A 19,234-nucleotide genomic window follows, 5' to 3' on the forward strand; every position below is an offset into this window, starting at 1 on the left:
AGAAGCCGATGCCGCCGCCCGGTTCAGCGGCAAGGCGGGCGGGCCCGCTGGGGTTTCGTCGAGAAGCGGGCCCGCTCAGGGGTCTCGCTCGGGGGCCGGCGGCGGTCGGTGCCAGCTGTGGCGAAGAAGCTGCCGCCGCCGGGTTCAGTAGCAGGGTGGGAGAGGCCCGCTGGGCTGCCCGAGAGACGGGACCGCTCAGGCAGCCTCGTTCGTGAGCGGCTGGCAGTCGGTGTCAGCTGTGGTGGCAGAAGGCAATGCCGCCGCCCGGTTCAGTGGGGAGGCCCGTCGGGCTGTCGCCGAGAAGCGGTGTGCCGCTCGGGCAGCCTCTCACTTGAGCGGTCGGCGGTCGGCGGTAGCTGCGGCGGAAGAAGCCGATGATGTCGCCGGGGCCCGGTGGCCAGGCAGGCGAGCGCGTTCCGGGAGCAACAGCAGCCGTGGTCGAGAACGGGCGGCGGGCCGCCTGCCCGGTCAGGCGGCTTCGTGCGTCAGAAGCCACCGCTTCGCGGCCGTGCCCCAGCGGAAGTTGCCGACGGCGCCGCCGGTGCGGACGACGCGGTGGCAGGGCACGAAGAGGGCGGCGGCGTTGCGGGCGCAGGCCGACGCGGCGGCGCGGACGGCCGTGGGGCTGCCCGAGAGGGTGGCGTACTCGGCGTAGCTCACCGGGCGGCCCGGCGGGACCTTGCGCAGCGTGTCCCAGGCGTGCTGGTGGAAGGCGCCGGAGCGTTGGCGGACCGCGATGTCGTCGACGGCGTCCAGTTCGCCCGCGTGGTAGCGGCGGATGGCGGTGGTGACGGGGCCGAGGTCGCGGCGCTGGGTGAGGGTCGCCGGGGCGAGCGAAGGGGAGATGAGCGGGGTCAGGTCGGCGACGTCGGCGGTCCAGCCGGACGCGAGGACGGCGCCGTCGCCCGCCACGACGGCGGTGAAGGGGCCGATCTTGGTGTCCACGGTGGACCAGAAGGCCGTGCTCACGAGAGGTTCTCCTCGGGGTCGAAGGTCTGCAGGTAACGGGTGGCGTACGAGCTCCACGGCCGCCAGCCGCGGGCCGCGCCGGGAAGGTCGAGGCCGAGGGCGGCGGCGGAGCGGCGTACGGCGGGGTCGGTGGCGAGCAGGACGTCGGGGGCGCCGAGCAAGCGCATCAGGACGTAGTCGGCGTCGACGCCGAAGGAGAGCAGCTCCGCCCGTAGCTCACCTGGGTCCCGACCGACGTGCGGGTCGAGGGTGCCGTCTGCCAAGGCCGCGGCGACCGGCTTGACGTGCGGTTTCACGTCGGCGGCGGCCACGACGTCGGGCTCCGGGAACAGCGTGGTCAGAGTGTCCATCGGCGGGTCACCGGGCGGCACCCGCGAGCCGAGCGCGGCAACGGAGGTGGCGGCCGAGCCGAGCACGGCGCGCAGGACCAGCTCGGGCCCATCAACCGCACCGGGCACGCGCAGCCCCGGCACCTTCGTGACCAGCGGCGCGAGCACCGGATCCGCACCGAGGACACGCGCGACGGCCTCGGGATCCGCGTCGAGGTCGAGCAGCCGCCGCACGCGGGAGACGGCGCTGCCCAGGTCACGCAGGTCGGTCAGCGCCAGGTCGCAGCGGACGTGATCCGGTTGCGGCGAGAGCCAGACCAGGCCGGGGCCGTGGGAAAGCCGCAGCGTGCGGCCGTAGCCGGTGATGCCCTCGGCGCTCTCCTCGACGGCCTCGACCCCGGGCAACGCGCGCGACGCGTGGTAACGCAGCACGCCCTGCGCGTCGAACGGCGCGCGGAACGGGAGTCTCAAGCTGAGCCGCGTCGAGCCGGTGGGTTCGGCGCGGCGTCCGCGCCGCAGTGAAGCGGCGCGAAGCTGCGAAGGCGTCGTCGCGAAGACTTCGCGGATGGTGTCGTTGAACTGCCGGATGCTGGAGAACCCGGCGGCGAAGGCGACGTCGGTCAGCGGCAGCGCCGAGAGCTCGATGAGCAGCCGCGCGGAGTGCGCGCGGTGGGCGCGGGCGAGCGCGAGCGGGCCGGCGCCCAGCTCGGCGGTGAGGACGCGGCCGAGCTGGCGCTCGGAGTAGCCGAGCCGCCGCGCCAGGCCGGGCACGCCTTCGCGCTCGACGAGGCCGTCGGAGATCAGGCGCATGGCGCGGGCGGCCAGGTCGGCGCGGACGTTCCAGTCGGGCGAACCCGGCACCGCGTCCGGCAGGCAACGCCGGCACGCGCGGAAGCCGCTCGCCTGGGCGGCGGCCGACGTGGGGAAGAACCGCACGTTCTGCGCCTTCGGCGTGATCGCCGGGCACGACGGGCGGCAGTAGATGCCGGTGGTGCGCACGGCCATGATGAACTGGCCGTCGAACCGCTGGTCGCGGGCGGTGACGGCCCGGTAGCAGCGCTCGGTGTCGCGCCAGAGCGGGGCGGTCTGGGTGGCCATGTGGTCGATGGTGCCAGCAGGTCGCGGGCTTGGCTGGCGGGAATCCGACACGGCGTTACCGGGTCGGCCGGGGCGTTTGCCGGGCACGTAGACTTTACTGTCGTGAGTCTGACCCTCGGTATCGTCGGCCTGCCCAACGTCGGCAAGTCCACCCTGTTCAACGCGCTGACGCGCAACGACGTGCTCGCCGCGAACTACCCGTTCGCGACGATCGAGCCCAACGTCGGCGTCGTCCCGCTGCCGGACCCGCGGCTCGACAAGCTGGCGGAGATGTACAGCTCGGAGAAGATCGTGCCGGCTGTCGTGTCCTTTGTGGACATCGCGGGCATCGTGAAGGGCGCGTCCGAGGGTGCCGGGCTGGGCAACAAGTTCCTCGCGAACATCCGCGAGGCCAACGCGATCTGCCAGGTCATCCGCGTGTTCGACGACCCGGACGTGGTCCACGTCGACGGCCGCATCGACCCGTCGAGCGACATCGAGACCATCAACACCGAGCTGATCCTCGCCGACCTGCAGACGCTCGACAAGGCCCTGCCTCGCCTCGAGAAGGAGGCGCGCACCAAGAAGGAGGCGCGCCCGGCGCTGGAGAACGCCCAGCGCGCCAAGGAAATCCTCGACGCCGGCCGCACGCTGTTCCAGGCGCAGAAGGAAGTGGACTTCGAGTCGCTGCGCGAGCTGAGCCTGCTGACGACGAAGCCGTTCCTGTACGTCTTCAACGCCGACGAGGGCGTGCTGACCGACGCCGCGCGCCGCGAGGAACTGGAAAAGCTCGTCGCCCCCGCCGACGCCGTCTTCCTCGACGCCAAGGTCGAGTCCGAACTGCTGGAACTCGACGACGAGGAATCCGTGCGCGAGCTGCTGGAATCCGTGGGCCAGGCCGAGCCCGGCCTCAACGCCCTCGCCCGCGCCGGCTTCCACACCCTCGGCCTGCAGACCTACCTCACCGCGGGCCCCAAGGAATCGCGCGCCTGGACCATCCCCCAGGGCGCCACCGCCCCCCAGGCCGCGGGCGTCATCCACACGGACTTCGAGCGCGGCTTCATCAAGGCGGAGATCGTGTCGTACACCGACCTGATGGACGCCGGCTCGATGGCCGCCGCGCGCGCCGCGGGGAAGGTGCGGATGGAGGGCAAGGACTATCTGATGGCGGATGGGGATGTGGTGGAGTTCAGGTTCAACGTCTGAGCCCCGCTCGCGGTCCTGGAAGAGATGGATGGACGCGACTCAACTGCGGTGATCTCGTGGAGTTCGCCTGGTCAGATGTTGTCGTCGAGGATTTCGCCCAGCTCTGTGCGTCGGCGCTGTCGGACGGTGGCGGCTTTCGCCACGGCCAGGCCGCAGAGTGCGAGCACGATGAGTGACACGGCGAGGAGCAGCCAGAACGTGCTGCCGTCGGCAGAGGTGAGCGTGCCGACGAGGACGAAGACGCCGATGAAGCCGTAGAACAACGCCAGCCTCACCTGCCTGGCGAACTGCCGCGCGTACAGCTTGTGCTTCTGCCGGGCGGCGTCCAGGGCCGTGGCCGACGGTGGCTCACCGGCGACCGTGAAAGGCCCGTCGGTGAGGTCGTGAACGGTAGTCGTTCCGGGCCGGGCCAGCTCGAGGCTGGGGCGTGCGCTGTCCTGTGCTGTTCGGCGTACTTCCCAGCCCGCGGATTCGGCGGCATGCCGGACGTCGGACAGGGGGAGGTCTGGGTACTGGCTGGCGTCCAAGAGGTAGCGGCCGTGGACGTCCGGCTCGGCGGCGGCCAGTTCGCCCGCCAGGCGAGTACGGGCACTGCCGACTTCCGCAGGCTCGGTCTGCCGAGCGAAGTGCAGTGTCCAGGCCGTCTCGCCGACGTCTTCGGTGCGTAGCGTCCAGCCCTGCCTGGCCAGTACGTCGAGCAGTTCGGGCTTGGGGATCTCCCGGTACTCCAGCCAGTCGAGGTGCAAGGAAGTGCCGGTGCGCAGGTTCCGCAGCCGGCCCAGCTGACTTTCGCGACGGCGTCGCCGGGTCGCCCGTGGAGTGCCGGCCACCTGTGCGGCGAGGACCAGCACGACCAGTGCCAGAGAGGGCAGCAGCAGCCAGAGTGCGATGGAGTCGGCGACCTTGTCAGACATCCAGTGACAGCTTCCGTCGCTGCTGAGGCGGCTTGAACTCGAGGCCGCGTGCGCCGTTGTAGGTCATCCGCTCGCCGACGTACCGGTAGCCACGCGCGGTGGCGAGCTCCTTGATCATATGGTCGCTCAACGGGTGCGCCGACCACACGGCGACCAACGCCGTCTCGGAGCCCGGGCGAAGTTTCGCCAGCTCGCGGTGCACCTGCTCGACGGCCTTGCCCAGCCGCTGGGTACGCCGCCGCAGCCGGTCGACGAGCAGACTCAGCGCGACCAGGGCGACCACGCTCGCGCCGATCACGTTGGTCACCGTGCCCTTCTCGTCATCTTGGGTTCACGCATCCAGTGTCGCGGTGATCGATCTGGTCGGTTGATCGGTGAACGAAACGCTGTTCACGATCCCATTGAGGATCACCATCAGGTACGGCCAGTCCTCGAGACTCTCACTGGACAGACCGAACGTGGCAATCCGGCGGCGCTCGGGGCACGCGAAACTGACCTGTGCCTGTCGGACCCGGTGCTCGGCAGGACCCGGTTCGCCGAGCGGACCGAACGGCACTGTCACGATCAGCTCCTCGGCGACGATCAGCCCGTCACCCGCGGGGAACCGCTCCAGGACCACTTCGCGTGGAGAACCGGGCGCGCGCAGACCTCCCGCCGCGCCGGCGAGCGGACGTTCCGCGTGCAGGTCCGCAGCGTGGACGGTGACCGAAAACTGAGCGGTGACGATCCGGTGGGGGTCGGTCTCGGACCGGGCACAGCACAGTCCGAAGTAGACGCCACCGTGGTCGTTCAGCTCGGCGATCAGGTATTCCTGGCTGTAGGCGAGATGCAGTGCCTGCCGCTCGGTGAGCCCGTGCAACGATGCACGGAGCCGGTCGTACGTTCGCCGAATCCTGATCTCCGGATTCTCCGTCAGGTCGATCTCGTGCAACTGTTCCGGCACCTTGAAGGCCAGCTGTGCCTCGGTGCGTCCGGGATTGAGCAGGTCCGAGATTCCCATGCTCACCTCGCGGTCAGGATGCCGGTGGCCAAACCGCCCCAGCCGGCTGCGTTCTTGGCGTCGGTCGTGGCGTCGTGCGTGTCGAACAGGCCCGCTGCCGACGGTACTTGCAAGGCGACGTTGGTTCCGCCTTCGAACGCCTTCGCGACGTTCTGCGTCAGCGCGGGGTCGGTGAGCGCACCGGTGCCCATCGCCTTGTCCGCCAGCCATTGTGCGGCCCGGCTCGGGTCCTTCATCTCGCTGATCACTCGCGGCATTTCGTCGGCGAACGCGCGCCCGCCCGCCACCGCGGCGTCGCTCGCAGTGCTCAGCGCGCCACCTGCCCTGGTGACGTCGACCAGGCGGTCGACGCCGGCGACGGCGTCACCAGCGGCGTTGAATCCCTTTGACACCGCGCCGATGCCGGGGATCAGCCCGACGACGTCCCCGCCGAGTGAGACCCACGCGTTCGGGTCGTCGTACTTCTCGTTGACCGCCATGTCCGCGCCGTGTGCGGCCAGCGCGACGGCGCCGGCACCAAGCGCGATCGGACCGCAGATCGGGGTCAGGACGGGGATGAACGCCAACGCACCCGCCACGGCGGACACGATGCCGGCGATGTCCCCGATATCGCCGAGGTGGTCCTTGAACCATCCACCGATGTCGTCGAACATGCCGCCGAGCGAATCCCAGAACGACTCCTTGGGAGCCTCCTCCGCGGCGTCTTTGAGCGCGTCCGCGCAGGTGTCCGCGTCGTCTTCCCAGGCATCGCGTACGTCTTCGGCCTGCCTGCGGAGATCGTCCACCCTGGCCCAAGCGGAGTTCGCCGCGCTGATCTTGTCCGCCGCCTCGTTGTGCATCGTGGCGTTGTCAGGCTGTTGCAGAGCAAGGTCGCGGGCGGACTCGGCTGCGGAGTTCTTCGCCTCGGCGTCCCCGAGAGCTTTCCGGCACTCCTCCTCCAGCTGCTTTGCTTTCTGCTGGTGCGCGTCGAGCCGGTCGGACCAATCGGCAAGGGCTTTGCCCGCCAGCGTCAGCGATTTCTGGCCCCTGTCGAGGTATTCGGGTAGCTGGTCGAGCTTGCCGGCGAACGCTTCGGCGGCGTCGCCGGTCCAGACGTCTTTCTTGTCCTGGATGGATTTCAGCACGTTGTAGGCTTCGTCCGTGTAGGTGGCGGTGTCCTTGATCTGCCTGGCCAGTTCACGAACTGTGCTGACATTGCCGCGCGCCGGGTCGAACCGGAGAGCCGGGTAGTCGGCGTCGCTCATCCGGCGGTCGCCTCTTCGACCTTGGCGGCCATGCGCTGGAGTGAGCTCTTGAGGCCTTCTTCAAGTTCGGCATAACCCTGGACCGCGTTGTCGAGGCCTCCCTTGATGCCGGTGACGGCTTCCTTGATCTTCTTCAGCCCGCCGGACCAGTCCGAGGTGAAGTCGGCACACGCTTCGTCGAGGTCGTCCCTCGGGCTTCGCAATGTCCAGTCCTGCCTCGTCGGCGGGCGTCAGCGGCCGACGAAAGAACCACCTTAGCCAAAACTGGGCGTTTCGGGTGCTGATTCGCCGGGTCTGGTGAAGGTGCGGACCGAATTCACGAAATCGGGGGGCGGAGTACCTCTTCGAGGCGGCCCGATGTTCGTCGGGCGCCGCGTGCTTCGGAGAGTGAAAAGAAGCGCTCAGCCCAGCAGGCCGAGCACCACCAAAGCCGCCAGCGTGAACGACGTCGCGAACAGCGTGATCCAGGCGCGCTGGGTGGCGGAGAGGGCAGTGGGCGAGTTGTTCATCGCGGGTCCTAGCGGGGCGGGGTGGGCGGATTCCGCTGGGATAGCGCGCTGATCAAGGGTGGTGTTACGGCCTGTGGTCGAGATCACGATGGGCGCGGAAAGTGCGCCACAGGACCGCGGCGGCGGAGGCCACCATCAGGGTGAACGCGGTGGTGCCGACGATGATCGCCTGGGTCATGAAAGTCCCCTCCGTGGAAGTGCGTACGAAGAGGGGACGTGTCAGCCCGCGGGAGGTGTCGCCGGGGTCGGGCAGATCACAGGGAGTCGATCTGGGCCGCGAGGGCGAAGTCCTTCGAGGTGAGGCCGCCCGCGGAGTGGGTGGAGAGGGTGAGCGTCACGGTGCGCCAGCGGATGTCGATGTCCGGGTGGTGGTCGGCGGCTTCGGCGAGGTAGCCGACGCGGACCACGAAGGTCACGGCGTCCGGGAAGGACGGGAGGTCGACCGTACGGGTGATGGAGTCGCCGGAACGGCGCCAGTCGGGGACGGTGGCCAGGGCCGATGAGATCTCGGAGTCGCTCAGTAGTTGCGCCATGTGTCCAATGGTGAACCCGTTTGGGCTACGCTGCACGGTTGCCACGGGAGTCCGGTGCAGCCGGGCTGAGAGGCGGGTGCCCGAGACCCGCGACCGTTCGCACCTGATTCCGGATCATGCCGGCGCAGGGAGGGCTGCTCTCCCCGCATCGGCGCAAGGAGGGCAGATGATTCCGCGGACCGCACGCACGGTGCTGGGCCTGGCCACGGTCACGGCGCTGGCGAGCGCGTGCTCGCTGTCCGGCGGCAGCTCGGGCGGCGACGCCCAGCAGACCCCGACGGTCACGCTCGTCACGCACGACTCGTTCGTCGCGCCGCAGGACGTGCTGGACGCGTTCCAGCGGCAGTCCGGGATCAAGCTCAAGATCCTCAAATCGGGCGACGCGGGGGAGCTCACCAACAAACTGGTGCTCACCAAGGCCAACCCGATCGGCGACGTGGCGTTCGGCGTCGACAACACGTTCGCCTCGCGCGCGCTGGGCGAGGGCGTGTTCCAGGCGTACACGAGCCCCGAGGCCGACCGCGGGCCGCAGCGGTACTCCGCGGATCCGCAGCACCGCCTGAGCGCCGTGGACGTCGGCGACGTCTGCGTCAACATCGACCCCGCCTACTTCGCGAGCAAGCACCTGCCCGAACCCAAGACCTACGACGACCTCGCCGACCCGAAGTACAAGGACCTCACCGTCGCCGAGAGCCCCGCTACGGCGTCGCCCGGGCTGGCGTTCCTGCTGGGCACCGTGGCGAAGTACGGCGAGCAGGGCTGGCACGACTACTGGGCCAAGCTCAAGGCCAACGGCGTCAAGGTCGACAGCGGCTGGGAAGAGGCCTACACCAAGGACTTCTCCGGCTCCTCGGGCAAGGGCCCGCGCCCGATCGTGGTCTCGTATGCGTCCTCGCCGGCCGCCGAGATCGGCGACGACGGCAAGCCGCGCACCAAGGCGCTGCTCGACACGTGCTTCCGCCAGATCGAGTACGCCGGCGTCCTCGCCGGCACCAAGCAGGTGCCGCAGGCCCAGAAGGTGGTCGACTTCCTGCTGTCGCAGCAGTTCCAGACGACGGTCGCGGCCAACATGTACGTCTACCCGGCCCGCGAGGGCGTCGACCTGCCCGCCGGCTGGGCCGCGGCCGCGCCGCTGCCCCAGGACCCCGCGACTCTGCCCGCCGACCAGATCCAGGCCGGCCGTGAGAAGTGGATCGGTGAATGGCGCTCGCTCATGGGCGCGTAACGCCGGCGCAGACCGCGCGCACGGCGGGCCTGGCGCTGCTCGGCCTGCTGCCCGTCGCGTTCCTGGTCGTGTTCTTCGCGTGGCCGGTCGTCGCGATCCTCGGCCGCGGCTTCTCGGCCGGCGGCGTGGACACGGTCCTGGCCGACGCGCAGACGTGGCAGCTCGCCGCGTTCACGCTGGTCAGCGCCGCCGCGTCGACAGTCGTCGCCGTGGTCGCGGGGCTGCCGGTGGCCTACGTGCTCGCGCGCGTGAAGCTGCCGGGTGTCGGGCTGGCGCGCACGCTGGTGCTGGTGCCGTTCGTGCTGCCCACGGTGGTCGTCGGGCTCGCGTTCCGCGCGCTGTGGCCCGACGGCGGTGTGCTGCCGCTGGTGCTGGCCAACGCGTTTTTCAACGTCGCCGTGGTCGCCCGGACCGTCGCCGGGCTGTGGAGCCACCTCGACCCGCGTGCGACCGAAGCCGCCCGCGCGCTGGGCGCCTCGCCGTGGCGGGCCTTCCGCACGGTGACGCTGCCCGCGCTCGGCCCGGCCGTCGCGTCGGCCGCGGCGGTCGTCTTTCTCTTCTGCGCCACCAGTTTCGGCGTGGTGCTCATCCTCGGCGGCGGCCGCTACCGCACGCTCGAGACCGAGATCTACCTGCGCACGGTCGACCTGCTCGACCTCTCCGGAGCGGCCGCGCTGTCGCTCATCCAGTTCGCCGCCGTCCTCGCCGCCCTCGCGCTGGGCGCGATCGCCCGGCGCCGCCGTGAGAACGCCGTGAAACTCAAGCAGGCCACGCCCCGGCGGCCGAGAAAAGGCGAATGGTGGACGGTCGGCGCGGCCACGGTCGTGATCGCCCTGCTGATGACGCCGATCGTCGCGCTGCTGCTGGAGTCGGTGTCCACACCGGACGGCTGGAGCCTCGCCGGCTTCCGCGCACTCGCGAGCACCGGCACGGACGACGCGCTGCAGGTCTCCGGCTGGGTCGCCGCCCAGAACTCGCTCGCCGCCGCCACCGACGCGACGCTGCTCGCCATGGCCGTCGGCGTCCTGGCCAGCGTCGTGCTCGTCGCCCTGCGGCGCGCACCCGGCCGCCTCGCCCGCGGCATGGGCGAGACGATGGACGCCGCCCTGATGCTGCCGCTGGGCGTCTCCGCCGTGACGGTCGGCTTCGGCTACCTCGTGACGCTCGACGCGCTGCCCGGCGACCTGCGCACGTCGCCGCTGCTCGTGCCGCTCGCGCAGGCGCTGGTGATCATCCCGCTGGTCGTGCGGATGATCCTGCCGGTGCTGCGCGCCGTCGACGTGCGGCTGCGCCAGGCCGCGTCGACGCTCGGCGCGAGCCCGGCCCGCGTGTGGCGCGAGATCGACCTGCCGCTCACCGCGCGCTCGCTCGTCGCGGCCGCCGGGTTCGGTTTCGTGGTGGCGCTCGGCGAGTTCGGCGCCACGAGCTTCCTCGCCCGCCCCGACGCGCCGACGCTGCCCGTCGCCGTCGCGACGCTCATCTCGCGCCCGGGCGAGCTCAACAACCAGATGGCGTACGCCGCGTGCGCGCTGCTCATGGTCGTGACGGTCGCGGCCGTCGCGCTGATCGACCGCTTCGGCTCCGTTCGCGGGCACGGCACGGTGGGGGAGTTCTGAATGGCGCTCACGGTGCGGGACCTCACGGTCCACTACGGCTCGTTCGCGGCGGTCCGCGACGCGCGCCTCGACATCACCGACGGCGAGGTGCTCGCCCTGCTCGGCCCGTCCGGCTCAGGCAAGTCGACGCTGCTGCGTGCCATCACCGGCCTCGAGCCCATGACGTCGGGCTCGGTGAGCTGGGACGGCACCGACCTCGCCACCGTGCCCGTGCACCGGCGCGGATTCGGGCTGGTCTTCCAGGACGGCCAGCTCTTCCCGCACCGCGACGTCGCCGCGAACATCGCGTTCGGCCTGCGCATGCACGGGATCCCCAAGACGAAACACCGGGCCCGCGTCGAAGAGCTGCTGGAACTGGTGGGGCTCAAGGGGTTCGGACGCCGGCGCGTCACCGAGCTGTCGGGCGGCCAGGCGCAGCGCGTGGCCCTGGCTCGCGCCCTCGCGCCCGAACCGCGGCTGCTGCTGCTCGACGAACCGCTGTCCGGCCTCGACGCGGGGCTGCGCGAGCAGCTCGCCATCGATCTCGCGGACCTGTTGCGGCGCAGCAAGATCACCGCCCTGCTGGTCACCCACGATCAGGAAGAGGCGTTCACGCTCGCCGACCGCGTGGCCGTCCTCGACGCCGGCGAGATCCGGCAGGAAGGCGCCGTGCGGTCGGTGTGGCGCAACCCGGCGGACGACGACGTCGCGAAGTTCCTCGGCGCCACGTCGTTCGTCGATGGGGTGGCCGCGGGCGGCCTGGTGCACACCGGCCTCGGTGACGTCGCGCTCCCGGAGCTCGAAGACGGTCCGGTGCGTCTGGGGCTCAGGCCGCATGCCTTGCGCGTGGCCGAAACCGGCGTGACCGGCGAGGTGACGGCCGCGGTGCACCGGCGGGAGCACCTCCGGCTGGTCGTGCGACTGTCCGAAAAGGACCATTCCGAAAACGACCATTCCGATAAGGACACCGTCGACGCCGTCGCCCCCGTGACGGCGGACCTGCGCGCCGGCGATCCCGTCCGGCTCGAACTCGACCCGGACGGGATCGCCGTCGTCGGCTGAACCCCCGTCAGCCGTCGCGCGTGGCGAGCCGCCCGTATGCCAGGGACAGGCCGACCACGATGTAACAAGCCGCCCGCAGCGCGCCCTCGCTGAGCATCGAGCCGCCGATCGGGTCCTGCAGGATCTCCGTCGGGGCCTCGGCCCAGTTGCGCGTGAGCAGGAACGGGTGCAGCCAGTCGAGCGAGGTCAGGAACCCCAGGATCGTGAACACGATGTCGCCGGCCAGCACGGAGGCGACCACGAGCATCGGGTGTTCCGTCCAGCTCGACACAGCCAGCGCGACCGCGCCGACGGCCCACAGCTGCAGCACGATCCAGCCCGCCACCAGCAGGATCCGGCCCAGCGCCGCGCCGAGCGACAACGTCGTGCCCGACAGCGTGAACAGCGATCCGGTGCCGTTGATGATCAGCCCGGTCACCACGCCCGTGACGCACATGGCCAGCACCGCGACCACGCACACCACCGCCACGCCGATGGCCTTCACCACCAGCAGCCGGCCACGGCTGACGGGAGCGACGAGCCACGCGCGCAACGTGCCGTGGGCGGCCTCGCCCGCGAGCGCGTCGGCGCCGGCCATGGCCGAGGCCAGCGGAAGCAGCAGGGCCAGCGTCATCGTCAGCGCGGCGATGGGCAGCACCAGCGCGTTGTTCACGGCCGACGCGAGCAGCGCCGCGTCGCCGTCGGCCGGGCCGCCGTCGGGACCGCTGTCGCCGACCAGCGTGAGGCCGATGCCGATCACGATCGGCACCAGGGCCAGCAGCGCGAGCACGGCCAGGGTGCGCGGGCGGCGGAAGATCCAGCGCAGCTCGGCCGCGACCAGCCGCGGCAGCGGCACCGTGTCGTGGCCCGTGCGGCTCACGGGTGCCGTGAGCGTCGCGGTAGTCATGCCGCCTCCGCGGGAGTGAGTACGTCGGCGGTGTTCATGCCGCCTCCGCGGGAATGAGTACGTCGGCGGTGGTCATGCTTCCCCCTCGGATTCCGAGCCGTTCGCACCTTCGGTGAGCCGGGCGAACAGGTCCTCCAGCCCGGTTCGCGCGCGAGTCGCCTCGTGCACCTCGACACCGGCGCCCACGAGCACCTGCAGCACCCGCGGCGCGGGCGTGGCGGTGAGGTCCGCGCGGACGCCGTCGGGCGTGAGCCGGGCCCCGATCCGGTTCTCCCGCAACACTTCCACCGCGTGTTCCGCGTCGGGTGTCCGCACGAGCAGCGCCGCGTTGCCCGACTCCAGCAGCTCCGCCAGCTCGCCCTGCGCCACGACCGTGCCCGACTGCAGCACGGCGACGTGGGTGCACGTCGCTTCGACCTCGGCGAGCAGGTGCGAAGACACGAGCACGGTGCAGCCGTCGGCGTGCAGCTCGGCGATGATCCGGCGGATCTCGCGCGTGCCGGCGGGGTCGAGGCCGTTGGTCGGCTCGTCGAGGATCACCATCCGGCGCGGCACGAGCAGCGCCGCGGCCAGCCCCAGCCGTTGCTTCATGCCGAGCGAGTAGCCCTTGTACCGGCGGCGCGCGGCGACGGTGAGGCCCACGCGTTCCAGCGCCCCGTCCACGGCCGCGGGGATCGCTCCCGACGCCAGCCGCGGCTCAGCGGCCGCGAAGCGCAGCAGGTTGTCGCGCCCGGAGAGGAACGGGTGGAAGCCCGGGCCTTCCACGAGCGCGCCGACGTCGGGCAGCGCGTGCGGCGCGCCGTCGGGCATCGGCCGGCCGAGCAGCTCGACCTCACCCTCGGTGGGCCGCACGAGGCCCAGCAGCATGCGGATCGTGGTCGTCTTGCCCGAGCCGTTGGGCCCGAGCATTCCGAGCACGGCGCCTTCGGGCACGTCGAGGTCGACGTGGTCCACGGCGACCGTGCCGCGGTAGACCTTGCGCAGCCCGCGCGTGCGCGCCGCGAGCGGGACCGCCGGGGCGGACACCTCCTGGGAGATGCCCGCCCCGGTCACGACCACTTCGGTCTCGGTCACTTCTGGCCCAGCGCTTCGTACAGCACCTGCTCCGGCACCGCACCGGCGGCGAACCGCCCGTCGTCGGTCAGCACCGCGCCGCCGACCTTGGTGGTGAACAGGTAGCCGCTGCCCCAGGTGCCGTTCACGCGCTTGGCGAAGCGGCTGAGCAGCTGCTGCGGGTCGACGTTGCGGCCCTCGGCCCCGGAGGCACCGGCCGGCTTCTTGCCGGACAGCGCGTCGGCCGGCACCTTGCCCGTGATGACGGTGTCCCAGCCGTCACCGACGAGCTTGGTGTCCTGCTTGGCCTCGTCGGCCATCGCCTTGGTCTGGTCGTCGACCTTCGCGGTCTTCTCCGTCACCTTGGCGCCCTGCGGGGGCGTGAAGGCGAACAGGTCGGCCGACTGCGGCGCGAACTTCACGTCGGTGAACGCCACCTGCAGCGCCGGCGCGGTGGTTCCGTTGCTCAGCACGGAAAGCCGCAGCGGCATGCGCGTCTGCGAGTCCACGGCCACGCGGATTTCGCGCAGCAGCGTGCGTTCGGTCGGCTTCGGGGTGAAGACCAGCTCGTAGGCCGGGCGGTCGGCGACGTTCGCCGTGCCGTCCACGGAGACGGTGCTGTTCTCGCGCACCTTGGCCAGCAGTTCCTTGGTCGCCGTGGCCGGGTCGGCCATCTCGCCGGCACCCATGTCGTGCTTCGTCGCCACGTCGGCCGGGATGGTCGTCTTCGTGGCCGAGTTGTTGCTGGAGTGGTAATCCCACACCGTCGTGCCGTCGCGGACGATCGTCTCCTGCGAGGCGCCGTTGGTCAGCGAGATCTTGGCCTTGCCGGCGCCGTCGCTGAACACGTGCGCGGAGTCGATGTTCAGCGCGCTCATCCCCGGGACCGCGCCGGCGGCCGCGCCCATGGCGGGCAGGCCGAGGTCGTTGCTCACGCTCACGGTGCCGTCGAACGGACCGGGGTTGGCCGTCATGACCGACTGCACCAGGTCCTCGGCGCTGATCTGCGGCAGCTTCGGCGCGTCGCCGGCCGAAGCCGGCATCGCGACCACCACGAGCCCCCCGACCCCCAGAGCGGTGCCGACGACGGCCGCGGTGATGGCCTTCTTCTTCGGATCCATGTCGTCTCTCCCTGTGTTTCCGAGCCCCAGTGTGCTCGGCTCCCGGAACCGACGCTTCCCTCTCGAGGCTGAGATACCCCTGAATGCTCGGCCTCCGCGGCTGAGATCGCGCTGAGAGCTCGCGCACGACCTGCGCAAACCGGCCATGATGAACCTCGTGAAACCTCGGGTGCTGGTGGTCGACGACGAGCCGGGCGTGCTCAAGGCGCTGCAACGCGGCCTGCGCGCGGAGGACATGGACGTGGTCACGGCGGCCGACGGGCCGTCCGGGCTGCGGCTGGCGCGCACCGGCGCGTTCGACGTGATCCTGCTCGACATCATGCTGCCCGGCCTGTCCGGTTACCGCGTTCTGCAGCAGCTGCGCGCGGAGAACGTGACGACGCCGGTCCTGCTCGTCTCCGCCAAGGACGGCGAGGTCGACCAGGCCGACGGGCTCGACCTCGGCGCCGACGGTTACCTCGTGAAGCCGTTTTCCTTCGTCGTGCTGGTCGCGCAGGTGCGCGCGGTGCTGCGGCGCGCCGGGCCCGACGCTTCGCGCGGCACGCTGCGCCTGGGCTCGCTGGAGGTGGACCGCGCGTTGCGGCAGGTGCGCTGGGACGGTGCCGAGGTGCCGTTGTCGCCGCGCGAGTTCGGGCTGCTGGAGGTGCTCGTGAGCCGCGCCGGCACGGTCGTCACGAAGGACGAGCTGCTGCGCGCGGTCTGGGGCGAGGAGCAGGCCGTGACGCGCAACCTCGTGGAGGTCTACGTCGGTTACGTGCGGCGCAAGCTCGACGCGGTCGGCGCCGGCGCGCTGCTGCGGACCGTCCGCGGCCACGGCTACCTCGCGTCCGACGCACAGCTGGACGAGGTCATGTGATCGGCTCGCCGTCCTGGTGGCGGGGCCGGTCGCTTCAGGTGCGGATCACGGTGCTGGCCACCACGATCACGCTCGCCTGCCTGCTCGGCCTCGCCACGCTCGCCGCCGGCCGGCTCGACTCGCTGCTCGTCGACTCCGTCGACCACGAGCTGACGACCGCGCTCGGACCCGCGTCGGCCTCGGTCTCGGCGGGCCGGCCGCCGGCGGACGCGGACCCGGTCTCGGTACGGGTGCTGGACATCTCAGGAGCGCCGGTCGACGGCCGGCCGCGCCCGCCGTTGAGCGGCGACGCGATCGGGCAGCTCAAGGCGGGCGTGCCGGTGCAGACGGACGGAGACCGCTGGCGGGGCCAGGTCGTGAGCACGCCGGACGGCAGCCAGCGGCTCGTCGTCGCGGGCGCGGGCCTTGTCGGATTCGCCGCGGCCGTGCACGCCGGCGGGTTGTGGCTGGTCATCGTCGCTTTGGTCGGTGCGGTGGTGGCGGGGCTCGCGACGTGGCTGGTGGTGCGCTTCGCGCTGCGGCCGGTCGCCCGGATGCGGGGCCTGGTGCGCTCGTTGCCGCCCAGCTCGCGGCTGCCGCTGCCCACGTCGCACGACGAGCTGCGGGTGCTGGCCGAGGAGTTCAACGCGCTGCTCGCCCGGCAGGAAGAGGTGAGCAGCCGGCTTCGGCGCTTCACCGGCGACGCGGCGCACGAGCTGCGTTCGCCCGTCGCGTCGATCCGGGTGCAGGCCGAGGTGGCCGTGACGAACCCGGATCCGGAGCTGGCGCAGGAGACGCTCACGGACATCCTGGCCGAGGCCGAACGGCTGTCGGCGCTGCTCGACGGTCTGCTGTCGCTCGCCCGGTCCGACGCCGGCGAGGTGCCGCCCGCCGAGCCGGTGGAGCTGGTCACGGAGGTGCGCGCGGCCGTGCACCGGCTGCCGGCGGGCGCGCCCGAGGCGCGGGTGAGCGCTGCCGTGGCGCAGGCGTGGGCGCTCGCGACGCACTCGGAGGTGGAGCTGGTGCTCGACAACCTCCTGCGCAACGCCTGCCGCTACGCCACCGGTCAGATCGTGGTGTCGGTGCTCGCCTCGCGCTCGGACGTCCGCGTGGTGGTGGACGACGACGGCCCCGGCATCGCGCCCGAGCACCGCGCCAAGGTGTTCGACCGCTTCTACCGCGTGGCCGACGACCGCGCCCGCTCGTCCGGCGGAACCGGCCTGGGCCTGGCGATGGTCGCCGAAGCCGTGCGCCGGCGGGGCGGGCGGGTGCGCGTGGGGGAGTCGCCGGACGGGGGTGCGCGTTTCGAGGTCAGGTGGCGCGCGGATCGGGCCGCGGCAACCGGGTGAACGCCGTGCGGGACACTGGGCCGATGGACGGGGTCATCGTCGGAGCGGCGCTGGTGCGCGACGGGAAGTTGCTCACCCAGCAGCGGGCGTGGCCGCCGCACCACGCGGGACAGTGGGAGCTGCCGGGCGGGCGCGTCGAAGAGGGCGAGACCGACTCGTACGCGCTGGCCCGCGAGTGTCAGGAAGAGCTCGACGTCGCCGTCACGGTGGGCGGGCGCGTCGGGGAAGAGGTGCCGTTGCCGGGCGGGAAGGTGCTGCGCGTGTACTCCGCCGCGCTGATCTCCCCGGGCGACGAACCTCGGGCCGTGGAGCACACGGCCTTGCGCTGGGTCGGGCCGGACGAGCTCGACGACGTCGACTGGCTGCCGGCGGATCGCGGCCTGATCCCGGCGTTGCGCGCGTTGCTGATCAGCTGACGTTCACCTGCGGCAGGGGGCGGGTTTCCCTTGTGCGTCAAGGAAAACCCGCCCGAGCTCTTCAGCCGGCGCCGATCAGGCGCAGCGCCGAGGACAGCCGGTGGTCACCGCGTTCGGCGGCGCGGACGGCACCCGCCTTGCGGACGCGTTCGAGCTCCGCGGTGTCGGCGAGCAGGGCCATCGTGCGTTCGCGCACTGGGCGCAGCTCCTCGATCACGGCGTCGGCGACGGCGTCCTTGAGCACGCCGTACGACGGGTACTCGTCCGCCAGCCGGTTCGGATCGCGGCCGGTGCAGGCGGCGAGGATGTCCAGCAGGTTCGCGATGCCCGGCCGGCTCTCCGGGGCGTACGCGGGCACGGACCCGCCGTCGGTGCGCGCGCGGCGGATCTTGCGGCGCACGTGGTCGGGCTCGTCGAGCACGAAGACCACGCCAGCGGCGTCGTGCGCCGACTTCGACATCTTGCGCGTCGGCTCGGCCAGGTCCTTCACCCGCGCGCCGGTGGGCGGCAGCACGGCCCGCGGCACGGTGAACACCTCGCCGTAGGTCGAGTTGAACCGCCTGGCCAGCGTCCGGGCGAGTTCCACGTGCTGGCTCTGGTCCTCGCCGACCGGCACGTCGGACGCGCCCTGCAGCAGGATGTCCGCGGCCATCAGCACGGGGTAGGTGAGCAGGCTCAGCCGCACTCCGGCCTGGCCCTTCGCCTTCTCCTTGAACTGGATCATGCGCGCGGCCTCGCCGTAGGAGCAGGTGCACTCGAGGATCCAGGTCAGCGCGCCCAGCTCCTTCGCGATGTCCGACTGCACGAACACGCGCTCGGGGTCGACGCCCGTCGCCACCATCACGGCCAGCTGCTCCGTGGCGAGGGCGCGCAGCTTCGCGGGGTTGTGCGCGGTGGTCATCGCGTGCAGGTCGGAGACGAAAAACAGGTCGTTGGGCTCGCTGTCGGACGCGAAGCGGCGCAACGCGCCTAGGTGGTTGCCGAGGTGCACGTGGCCGGACGGGGTGATGCCGGATAACTGGACCACTGGGGTTCCTCTCCTGGGTGTGTGCCCCGGGAGGAGACCCGCCTGACAAGCGAGAAGGCCGCCCACCGGGGCGGCCTTCGCTGGAGTTCAGCGCAGAGCAACGGGGCCGCCGGAGGGCGGCCACCACTGGGTGCTGTGCGCGAACATGGTGAACACCTTAGAACACTTGCGGGTGCTTACGCGCGGAACCGGGTTTACCGTCGAGACATGTTCGTCGTCTTGCTCACCTACACCGCGCCCATCGAGGAGATCGACCTGGCGCTGCCGGACCACGCCGAGTGGCTCGGCAAGCAGTACGACCACGGTCACTTCCTGGCCTCGGGCCGCCAGAACCCGCGCACGGGCGGCGTGATCATCACGCGCCCGATGGCGCGCGGGAAGCTCGACGCCATCCTGGCCACCGACCCGTTCGCGACTCAGCACCTGGCCCAGTACCAGGTGATCGAGTTCTCACCGACGAAGACGGCACCCGAGTTGCGCCTGGTCAACGAGGCCGTGGCGCACTGATCAGGGCGTTCGGCGGCGCGAGACTTCGGTCACGCTGAACCGGGCGCGCGGGGCGAACCCGGGCCGGGAACGGCCGGTGAATCCTCTCGGAACTGTTGCCGTCGGGAGCGATACGGGAAAGCGCTCAAGCCGCCTTCGCGAGGTCCGTTTTCGCCTTCTTCAGAGCGAGCACCGGGCATTTCTTGCACCGAGAGGACGACCGGCAGCACTTCTTCTTCACCTTGCCGGCCTTCATCAGCTTGCGGACGACCCCGGCGGGGGTGTCCGGCTGCTTCTTGTCCTTTTTGCCCACGGTGGGCTCCCACGTCCTCGGCGGCAGTTCCTGATGGTTCAGGTTAGGTGAGCCTAACCGATCATGGGGCGTGGCGGTCCTCACA

At 71.3% G+C, this 19,234-nt stretch carries 21 protein-coding genes and 1 riboswitch; of the genes, 8 read left to right on the plus strand and 13 right to left on the minus strand.

Annotation, left to right across the window (positions count from 1 at the left end; genetic code table 11):
* Window positions 1-468 precede the first annotated feature (468 nt).
* Window positions 469-969 carry a methylated-DNA--[protein]-cysteine S-methyltransferase gene (locus ACFY1H_RS36720; RefSeq protein ID WP_366579821.1) on the minus strand — a complete coding sequence of 167 codons (501 nt, stop codon included), beginning with the start codon at window positions 967-969 and terminating at the stop codon, window positions 469-471.
* Window positions 966-2,396: a DNA-3-methyladenine glycosylase 2 family protein gene (locus ACFY1H_RS36725; protein ID WP_386954217.1), complete on the minus strand. Its 1,431-nt coding sequence runs from the start codon at window positions 2,394-2,396 to the stop codon at window positions 966-968. Before ACFY1H_RS36725 ends, ACFY1H_RS36720 begins: the two co-directional genes overlap by 4 nt.
* A 102-nt stretch (window positions 2,397-2,498) precedes the next feature.
* Here ACFY1H_RS36725 and ychF point away from each other — a divergent pair, with 102 nt between their 5' ends.
* The gene (ychF, locus tag ACFY1H_RS36730; RefSeq protein WP_386954220.1) at window positions 2,499-3,581 is read left to right on the plus strand and encodes a redox-regulated ATPase YchF; all 1,083 of its coding nucleotides are present in this window, start codon (window positions 2,499-2,501) and stop codon (window positions 3,579-3,581) included.
* A gap of 71 nt (window positions 3,582-3,652) precedes the next feature.
* Here the strand turns inward: ychF and ACFY1H_RS36735 are convergent, their stop codons facing one another.
* From ACFY1H_RS36735 to ACFY1H_RS36760, 6 genes are all read right to left on the minus strand, one after another.
* Window positions 3,653-4,495, minus strand: coding sequence for a hypothetical protein (locus ACFY1H_RS36735; protein WP_366579816.1), 843 nt, complete (start codon window positions 4,493-4,495; stop codon window positions 3,653-3,655).
* Window positions 4,488-4,802: a hypothetical protein gene (locus ACFY1H_RS36740; RefSeq protein ID WP_386954224.1), complete on the minus strand. Its 315-nt coding sequence runs from the start codon at window positions 4,800-4,802 to the stop codon at window positions 4,488-4,490. Before ACFY1H_RS36740 ends, ACFY1H_RS36735 begins: the two co-directional genes overlap by 8 nt.
* A gap of 24 nt (window positions 4,803-4,826) precedes the next feature.
* Complete coding sequence (locus ACFY1H_RS36745; RefSeq protein ID WP_366579813.1) at window positions 4,827-5,495, minus strand: hypothetical protein; 669 nt, start codon at window positions 5,493-5,495, stop codon at window positions 4,827-4,829.
* Window positions 5,496-5,497: 2 nt separating this feature from the next.
* Window positions 5,498-6,739 (minus strand): putative T7SS-secreted protein, encoded by a 1,242-nt coding sequence (locus tag ACFY1H_RS36750; RefSeq protein ID WP_386954227.1) that lies wholly within the window; start codon window positions 6,737-6,739, stop codon window positions 5,498-5,500.
* Window positions 6,736-6,942 carry a hypothetical protein gene (locus ACFY1H_RS36755; RefSeq protein WP_386954230.1) on the minus strand — a complete coding sequence of 69 codons (207 nt, stop codon included), beginning with the start codon at window positions 6,940-6,942 and terminating at the stop codon, window positions 6,736-6,738. Before ACFY1H_RS36755 ends, ACFY1H_RS36750 begins: the two co-directional genes overlap by 4 nt.
* A 560-nt stretch (window positions 6,943-7,502) precedes the next feature.
* Window positions 7,503-7,781: a 4a-hydroxytetrahydrobiopterin dehydratase gene (locus ACFY1H_RS36760; RefSeq protein WP_366579807.1), complete on the minus strand. Its 279-nt coding sequence runs from the start codon at window positions 7,779-7,781 to the stop codon at window positions 7,503-7,505.
* Window positions 7,782-7,814: 33 nt separating this feature from the next.
* Window positions 7,815-7,930, plus strand: a riboswitch (TPP riboswitch).
* Window positions 7,931-7,947: 17 nt separating this feature from the next.
* Here ACFY1H_RS36760 and ACFY1H_RS36765 point away from each other — a divergent pair.
* From ACFY1H_RS36765 to ACFY1H_RS36775, 3 genes are read left to right on the plus strand one after another with little or no spacing between them, the layout of a single operon-like run.
* Window positions 7,948-9,006, plus strand: coding sequence for a thiamine ABC transporter substrate-binding protein (locus ACFY1H_RS36765; protein ID WP_366579805.1), 1,059 nt, complete (start codon window positions 7,948-7,950; stop codon window positions 9,004-9,006).
* On the plus strand, window positions 8,982-10,622 hold the full coding sequence (locus ACFY1H_RS36770; RefSeq protein WP_386954233.1) for an ABC transporter permease: 1,641 nt from the start codon (window positions 8,982-8,984) through the stop codon (window positions 10,620-10,622). Before ACFY1H_RS36765 ends, ACFY1H_RS36770 begins: the two co-directional genes overlap by 25 nt.
* On the plus strand, window positions 10,623-11,663 hold the full coding sequence (locus ACFY1H_RS36775; protein WP_386954236.1) for an ABC transporter ATP-binding protein: 1,041 nt from the start codon (window positions 10,623-10,625) through the stop codon (window positions 11,661-11,663).
* Between the two features lie 7 nt (window positions 11,664-11,670).
* Here the strand turns inward: ACFY1H_RS36775 and ACFY1H_RS36780 are convergent, their stop codons facing one another.
* The 3 genes from ACFY1H_RS36780 to ACFY1H_RS36790 all read right to left on the minus strand — a co-directional run bounded on the left by ACFY1H_RS36780 (window position 11,671) and on the right by ACFY1H_RS36790 (window position 14,723).
* Window positions 11,671-12,549, minus strand: coding sequence for an ABC transporter permease subunit (locus ACFY1H_RS36780; RefSeq protein WP_366579799.1), 879 nt, complete (start codon window positions 12,547-12,549; stop codon window positions 11,671-11,673).
* 72 nt (window positions 12,550-12,621) lie between these two features.
* Entirely contained in the window at window positions 12,622-13,608 is a 987-nt protein-coding gene (locus tag ACFY1H_RS36785; RefSeq protein WP_386954304.1) for an ABC transporter ATP-binding protein, read from the minus strand.
* A gap of 11 nt (window positions 13,609-13,619) precedes the next feature.
* Window positions 13,620-14,723, minus strand: a complete 1,104-nt coding sequence (locus ACFY1H_RS36790) for an outer membrane lipoprotein carrier protein LolA (RefSeq protein ID WP_386954240.1) — start codon at window positions 14,721-14,723, stop codon at window positions 13,620-13,622.
* 145 nt (window positions 14,724-14,868) lie between these two features.
* On the opposite strand from ACFY1H_RS36790, the gene ACFY1H_RS36795 reads away from it, so the two are divergent.
* The 3 genes from ACFY1H_RS36795 to ACFY1H_RS36805 are packed head-to-tail and all read left to right on the plus strand — an operon-like array spanning window position 14,869 to window position 17,323.
* A complete protein-coding gene (locus ACFY1H_RS36795; RefSeq protein ID WP_366579793.1) occupies window positions 14,869-15,579 on the plus strand; it encodes a response regulator transcription factor in 711 nt (236 codons plus the stop codon).
* A complete protein-coding gene (locus ACFY1H_RS36800; RefSeq protein WP_386954243.1) occupies window positions 15,576-16,907 on the plus strand; it encodes a sensor histidine kinase in 1,332 nt (443 codons plus the stop codon). Before ACFY1H_RS36795 ends, ACFY1H_RS36800 begins: the two co-directional genes overlap by 4 nt.
* 23 nt (window positions 16,908-16,930) lie before the next feature.
* Window positions 16,931-17,323 (plus strand): (deoxy)nucleoside triphosphate pyrophosphohydrolase, encoded by a 393-nt coding sequence (locus ACFY1H_RS36805; protein WP_366579789.1) that lies wholly within the window; start codon window positions 16,931-16,933, stop codon window positions 17,321-17,323.
* 61 nt (window positions 17,324-17,384) lie between these two features.
* Here ACFY1H_RS36805 and trpS read toward each other — a convergent pair whose 3' ends face one another.
* Window positions 17,385-18,350 (minus strand): tryptophan--tRNA ligase, encoded by a 966-nt coding sequence (gene trpS, locus ACFY1H_RS36810; protein WP_386954248.1) that lies wholly within the window; start codon window positions 18,348-18,350, stop codon window positions 17,385-17,387.
* A gap of 207 nt (window positions 18,351-18,557) precedes the next feature.
* On the opposite strand from trpS, the gene ACFY1H_RS36815 reads away from it, so the two are divergent.
* Entirely contained in the window at window positions 18,558-18,857 is a 300-nt protein-coding gene (locus tag ACFY1H_RS36815) for a YciI family protein (protein WP_285972606.1), read from the plus strand.
* 124 nt (window positions 18,858-18,981) lie between these two features.
* Here the strand turns inward: ACFY1H_RS36815 and ACFY1H_RS36820 are convergent, their stop codons facing one another.
* Window positions 18,982-19,149 carry a hypothetical protein gene (locus ACFY1H_RS36820; RefSeq protein WP_220247896.1) on the minus strand — a complete coding sequence of 56 codons (168 nt, stop codon included), beginning with the start codon at window positions 19,147-19,149 and terminating at the stop codon, window positions 18,982-18,984.
* Between the last annotated feature and the right edge of the window lie 85 nt (window positions 19,150-19,234).

It is taken from the genome of Amycolatopsis sp. NPDC001319, from assembly GCF_042896185.1.
Classification (GTDB): Bacteria; Actinomycetota; Actinomycetes; order Mycobacteriales; family Pseudonocardiaceae; genus Amycolatopsis.

Coding starts and splice junctions, on each gene's coding strand:
- ACFY1H_RS36725 (WP_386954217.1), bottom strand. CDS start 2,396: ATGGCCACCCAGACCGCCCCGCTCTGGCGCGACACCGAGCGCTGCTAC.
- ACFY1H_RS36735 (WP_366579816.1), bottom strand. CDS start 4,495: ATGTCTGACAAGGTCGCCGACTCCATCGCACTCTGGCTGCTGCTGCCC.
- ACFY1H_RS36745 (WP_366579813.1), bottom strand. CDS start 5,495: ATGGGAATCTCGGACCTGCTCAATCCCGGACGCACCGAGGCACAGCTG.
- ACFY1H_RS36750 (WP_386954227.1), bottom strand. CDS start 6,739: ATGAGCGACGCCGACTACCCGGCTCTCCGGTTCGACCCGGCGCGCGGC.
- ACFY1H_RS36760 (WP_366579807.1), bottom strand. CDS start 7,781: ATGGCGCAACTACTGAGCGACTCCGAGATCTCATCGGCCCTGGCCACC.
- ACFY1H_RS36765 (WP_366579805.1), top strand. CDS start 7,948: ATGATTCCGCGGACCGCACGCACGGTGCTGGGCCTGGCCACGGTCACG.
- ACFY1H_RS36770 (WP_386954233.1), top strand. CDS start 8,982: ATGGCGCTCGCTCATGGGCGCGTAACGCCGGCGCAGACCGCGCGCACG.
- ACFY1H_RS36775 (WP_386954236.1), top strand. CDS start 10,623: ATGGCGCTCACGGTGCGGGACCTCACGGTCCACTACGGCTCGTTCGCG.
- ACFY1H_RS36780 (WP_366579799.1), bottom strand. CDS start 12,549: ATGACTACCGCGACGCTCACGGCACCCGTGAGCCGCACGGGCCACGAC.
- ACFY1H_RS36790 (WP_386954240.1), bottom strand. CDS start 14,723: ATGGATCCGAAGAAGAAGGCCATCACCGCGGCCGTCGTCGGCACCGCT.
- ACFY1H_RS36795 (WP_366579793.1), top strand. CDS start 14,869: ATGATGAACCTCGTGAAACCTCGGGTGCTGGTGGTCGACGACGAGCCG.
- ACFY1H_RS36805 (WP_366579789.1), top strand. CDS start 16,931: ATGGACGGGGTCATCGTCGGAGCGGCGCTGGTGCGCGACGGGAAGTTG.
- ACFY1H_RS36815 (WP_285972606.1), top strand. CDS start 18,558: ATGTTCGTCGTCTTGCTCACCTACACCGCGCCCATCGAGGAGATCGAC.